The 4152-nt window shown below is 73.6% G+C and carries 6 protein-coding genes; 2 read left to right on the top strand and 4 right to left on the bottom strand.

Going from position 1 to position 4152, the window contains the following annotated elements; all coding sequences use genetic code 11:
* Positions 1–436: 436 nt before the first annotated feature.
* From ACFVWU_RS44445 to ACFVWU_RS44430, 4 genes are all read right to left on the bottom strand, one after another.
* Positions 437–799 (bottom strand): hypothetical protein, encoded by a 363-nt coding sequence (locus ACFVWU_RS44445; RefSeq protein WP_387632328.1) that lies wholly within the window; start codon positions 797–799, stop codon positions 437–439.
* 79 nt (positions 800–878) lie between these two features.
* The gene (locus tag ACFVWU_RS44440) at positions 879–1034 is read right to left on the bottom strand and encodes a hypothetical protein (protein WP_387632327.1); all 156 of its coding nucleotides are present in this window, start codon (positions 1032–1034) and stop codon (positions 879–881) included.
* A complete protein-coding gene (locus tag ACFVWU_RS44435) occupies positions 1031–1345 on the bottom strand; it encodes a glutaredoxin domain-containing protein (RefSeq protein WP_387632325.1) in 315 nt (104 codons plus the stop codon). The genes ACFVWU_RS44440 and ACFVWU_RS44435 overlap by 4 nt, the downstream gene beginning before the upstream one ends.
* Positions 1342–1470, bottom strand: coding sequence for a hypothetical protein (locus ACFVWU_RS44430; protein WP_387632322.1), 129 nt, complete (start codon positions 1468–1470; stop codon positions 1342–1344). Before ACFVWU_RS44430 ends, ACFVWU_RS44435 begins: the two co-directional genes overlap by 4 nt.
* A 269-nt stretch (positions 1471–1739) precedes the next feature.
* On the opposite strand from ACFVWU_RS44430, the gene ACFVWU_RS44425 reads away from it, so the two are divergent.
* Both ACFVWU_RS44425 and ACFVWU_RS44420 read left to right on the top strand, forming a co-directional pair.
* Complete coding sequence (locus ACFVWU_RS44425; protein ID WP_387632320.1) at positions 1740–3104, top strand: dihydrolipoyl dehydrogenase family protein; 1365 nt, start codon at positions 1740–1742, stop codon at positions 3102–3104.
* A gap of 222 nt (positions 3105–3326) precedes the next feature.
* The gene (locus tag ACFVWU_RS44420) at positions 3327–4106 is read left to right on the top strand and encodes a VOC family protein (protein WP_387632317.1); all 780 of its coding nucleotides are present in this window, start codon (positions 3327–3329) and stop codon (positions 4104–4106) included.
* Positions 4107–4152 lie beyond the last annotated feature (46 nt).

Raw genomic sequence — 4152 nt, 5'->3', positions numbered from 1 at the left:
CTCAACGGCCCAAGAGAACACCGGGGTCGGCGGGCAGGCACCGCACCCATGTTTTCACGCCCGCAAGGCGTACCCACCGGGATCAAGGCGACTGACCTGTAGACGAGCAGACCCGGCGGTAGCCGGGTCGAGGGTCTCGTGAAGCGGGCAGAAGTCGATCCTGCGGCGCCGCGGCTCGGGGGTCGGGAAGGGGGCCGGCCGAGCGATGATCCCGTGCGGGCGTGCGTGAGGCGTCCGGGCTCGGCCGGGCATCGGGTGGGACCGCTGCTGCCGCCGCACCCGGGCCTCGCGGGCCGTCGGGTGGGAGCCTCACGGACGATGACGGCGGTGTCCGTGGTGATGTCGAAGGGGTCCGGCCGAGCGCCATCGTGGACGGGGCGGGCCGGCGCCGTCCCCGTCCACGATCGGTGGTGCGTCCCCGGTCTTCGAGACCGGGTCAGTTGAAGACCAGCACGTCGGTGCGCATCGGCAGCGGGCTGCCCCAGCCGATGTTGATCTTGAACGTCACGATTCCGTTGCCCGGGGCGATGCTCGACACCTGGAAGGCGGCGGCGCCGACGAACCGGTGGCCGTTGGAGTCGATCTCGGAGGCCGTGATGACGACGGTCGAGTCGATCCCGATGACGTTCCAGGGGAGCTGGAGGTTGAACGTCCCGTTCGACGGGGTCCACGTCCACCAGGCCCGCCACACGGCGCCGACGTTGCCGCCGATCGCCGCGAGGCCCTGGTCCTGGCTGGTGGGCTGCGAGTGGCCCGCGATCTGCGGGGCGTCGGAGGCGGTTGCTTCGGTCGCGGCCATAGCGACTCTCCTTACGCCGGGAGAGCCCCGTGAGCTCTCCGGATACTCTGAGTGTCCGCTAGTGCGCGCAGCGTAGCAATCACTCGTGAGGGTGAATCTCCAGCGAGCCGCCGGCCTGCTCGCGCGACCACCGTCTAAGGTCCGCCCCGTTCGCGTCGTGGGTGCGGCGGAGGACGGTCTCGGTGATGCCCGGGTGCAGCCGGTGGAAGGCGTCCGGGTAGGCGTTCCGGCTCACGGCCGCGCTCGCCGCAGGCGCCGCCACCAGGGTGTCGCGGGCTGCTCGGCGGGCAGCAGCCCCGGCGCGTGGTCGGCCACCGCGGCCAGCACCTCGGCGACGCTCGGGTTGACCATGGCGCGCCCGTTGACGGTGACGGTGGGGACGGTCTCGTGGCCACCGGCGACCGAACGGACGAAGGCGGCCGCCTGCGGGTCCGACCAGATGTCGGTCTCGCCGAACGGCAGCCGCTTCACGCGCAGGCCGCGCCGCAGCCAGGTGCAGTACGGGCAGCCGGGCCGCCAGTAGAGCACGATTCCGTTGCCGGTCACGGGGCCGACACCTCCTCCGGTTTCCCGGTGACGAGCAGCGCGTTCCCGGCCGTGCCGTCCGCGACGGTCCGGGCCGGGCGTGGGGCCCCGGCGGGGACGACGCCGTTGCAGGTCGCACGCATCATCGAAGGTCTCCTCCTGGAGGTCTATGGCGGCCGGCAGCGCGGTCCGGCGGATGCACCACATGGTGGCCCCTGTGGGGGCCGTCCTGGCAGTGGCGCCACCGACCGGTCTCCGTGCGTGTCGGACGGTCCGGAACGCCGCCCGGCCCGCACCTCGGCCCCGCCCGGCCGCGAGGGGACTGTCGGCCACCCGGCCATGTCCGCTGCCGGTCCGCGGCGGGGCGCCTAGCGTGGTGGGGATGACGGGTCGACCCGACTCAGGAGGACCGGCGATGAGCGAACAGCAGCAGGCGGACGTGATCGTGATCGGCCTCGGCCCGGGCGGCGAGCACGCCGCCGGACGTCTCGCGGACTCGGGCCTGGACGTCGTCGGCATCGAGGCCGAGCTGGTCGGCGGGGAGTGCCCGTACTGGGGCTGCATCCCCAGCAAGATGATGATCCGCGCCGGGAACCTGCTCGCCGAGACCCGGCGGGTGCCCGGCATGGCCGGTCGCTCCCAGGTCACCCCCGACTGGACCCCGGTCGCGGACCGGATCCGCGACGAGGCCACCGACGACTGGAACGACCGGGTCGCCGTCGACCGCCTCACCGGCAAGGGCGCCCGGTTCATCCGGGGCCGGGCCCGCCTCGCCGGTCCGGGCCGCGTCGCGGTGAACGGGCAGGAACTCACCGCCCGGCGCGGCGTCGTGATCGCCACCGGCACCCGCCCCACCGTGCCGCCCGTCCCGGGGCTGGCCGAGGTGCCGTACTGGACCAACCGGGACGCCATCGCGGCGAAGGAACTGCCCGAATCCCTGCTGGTGCTCGGCGGCGGCGCGATCGGCCTCGAACTCGCCCAGGTGTTCGCCCGCTTCGGCAGCGCCGTCACCGTCGTCGAGGCCCTGGACCTCCTGCTGCCCGTCGAGGAACCCGAGGCCGGTCGGCTGATCGCACCGGTCCTACAGCGGGAGGGCATCGAGATCCGCACCGGCGCCCGGGCCGTCCGCGCCGAGCACGACGGAACGACCTTCACCCTCCACCTGGACGGCGGCGAACTGCTCACCGCCGAACGGCTCCTGGTCGCCACCGGCCGCCGCGCCGACCTCAGCGAACTCGGCCTGGACACCGTCGGACTCGATCCGGCCGCCCGCGCCGTGCCCACCGACGGGCAGCTGCGGGCCGCCGACGCACTGTGGGCGATCGGCGACGTCACCGGCCACGGAGCCTTCACCCACGTCGCGATGTACGAGGCCGAGATCGCCGTCCGCGACATCCTCGGCGACCCCGGCCCGGAGGCCGACTACCGCGCCTTGCCTCGGGTGACCTTCACCGACCCGGAGATCGGCGCCGTCGGCCTGACCGAACGCCAGGCCCGCGACGCCGGGCTGAACGTCCGCACGGGCACCACCCAGCTGCCGTCCGCCACCCGGGGCTGGATCCACAAGGCCGGCAACGAGGGCTTCATCAAGCTCGTCGCGGACGCCGACCGGGGCGTGCTCGTCGGGGCGACCTCCGCCGGGCCGATGGGCGGCGAGGTGCTGTACGGCCTGGCAGTCGCGATCCAGGCCCGGGTGCCGATCGCCCGGCTGCGGCACATGATCTTCGCCTACCCGACCTTCCACCGAGCCGTCGAGGCGGCCCTCGCGGACCTGGGGTGAGCGAGGGTCAGCGGCAGGAGGGTCGGTAGGGGGTGCCGGGGAAGTACTGGTGCCACTGTGTCGGCGGACCGCTTCGAAGGCGTTCCCGGGCGGACCGGGCGAGCGTCCGCCGGGCCGCCGGTGCGCCGTCGGCTCCGCCCCTCGGGGCGGCGTGTCGGGTGGCGGATCCCGGTGGGGGACGGGAGGGTGACTGCCGGGGGGCCTCCCGAGGAAAGGGCGAGAATGCCTGACGTCACCACCCCGTACGCGACCGGCACCCCGTGCTGGGTCGACCTGATGGCGAAGGACCAGCAGGCCGCGCTGGACTTCTACCGAGACCTCTTCGGCTGGCAGGGTCAGCCGGGCCCGGCCGAGTTCGGCGGGTACGCGGTCTGCATGCTCAACGGCAAGGCGGTTGCCGGCATCGGTCCGGCGGCGGCCCCCGAAGGCATGCCGGAGCCGCCCACCGTGTGGACCAGCTACCTGGCCACCACCGACGCCGAGGCCACCCAGGACGCGATCGTCGAGGCCGGTGGCACCCTGCTGGTCCCGGTGATGGACGTCGGCTCCCTCGGCCGGATGCTGGTGGCCGCCGATCCGCAGGGTGCGGTGTTCGGCGTCTGGCAGCCCGGCGAGTTCTCCGGGGCCCAGGTGGTCAACGAGGCCGGGGCGCTGACCTGGAACGAACTGCACACCAGCGACGTCGAGGGCGCCACGGCCTTCTACGGCGAGGCCTTCGGCATTGAGGTCAAGCCGGTGGCGGGCAACGACCAGTACTGGGAGCTGCACGTCGGCGGCCGCGCCGTCGGCGGCGCCCTGCTGCTCGCCAACGACCCGCCCGGCACCCCGCCGCACTGGCTGACCTACTTCTCGGTCGACGACGTGGACGACTGCGTCAACACCGTGGTCAAGCGCAACGGGACCGTCCTCGCCCCGCCCTTCGACATGGTGGCCGGCCGGATGGCGGTGGTCGCCGATCCGCAGGGCGCTCCGTTCGCGATGATCAAGCCGAAGCCGAGGTAGGCGGCCGGGCCACGGGAGCCGGCCCGCCGAAGTACCGCGCCCCGCC

This window comes from Kitasatospora sp. NPDC058190 (genome assembly GCF_042883685.1).
In the GTDB taxonomy this organism is placed as follows: domain Bacteria; phylum Actinomycetota; class Actinomycetes; order Streptomycetales; family Streptomycetaceae; genus Kitasatospora.
This window is presented reverse-complemented; position numbering and strand designations above follow the sequence as displayed.

What these genes read in the sequence shown, in the direction of transcription:
- ACFVWU_RS44445 (WP_387632328.1), bottom strand. Translation starts at nt 799, where the DNA reads ATGGCCGCGACCGAAGCAACCGCCTCCGACGCCCCGCAGATCGCGGGC.
- ACFVWU_RS44430 (WP_387632322.1), bottom strand. Translation starts at nt 1,470, where the DNA reads ATGATGCGTGCGACCTGCAACGGCGTCGTCCCCGCCGGGGCCCCACGC.
- ACFVWU_RS44425 (WP_387632320.1), top strand. Translation starts at nt 1,740, where the DNA reads ATGAGCGAACAGCAGCAGGCGGACGTGATCGTGATCGGCCTCGGCCCG.
- ACFVWU_RS44420 (WP_387632317.1), top strand. Translation starts at nt 3,327, where the DNA reads ATGCCTGACGTCACCACCCCGTACGCGACCGGCACCCCGTGCTGGGTC.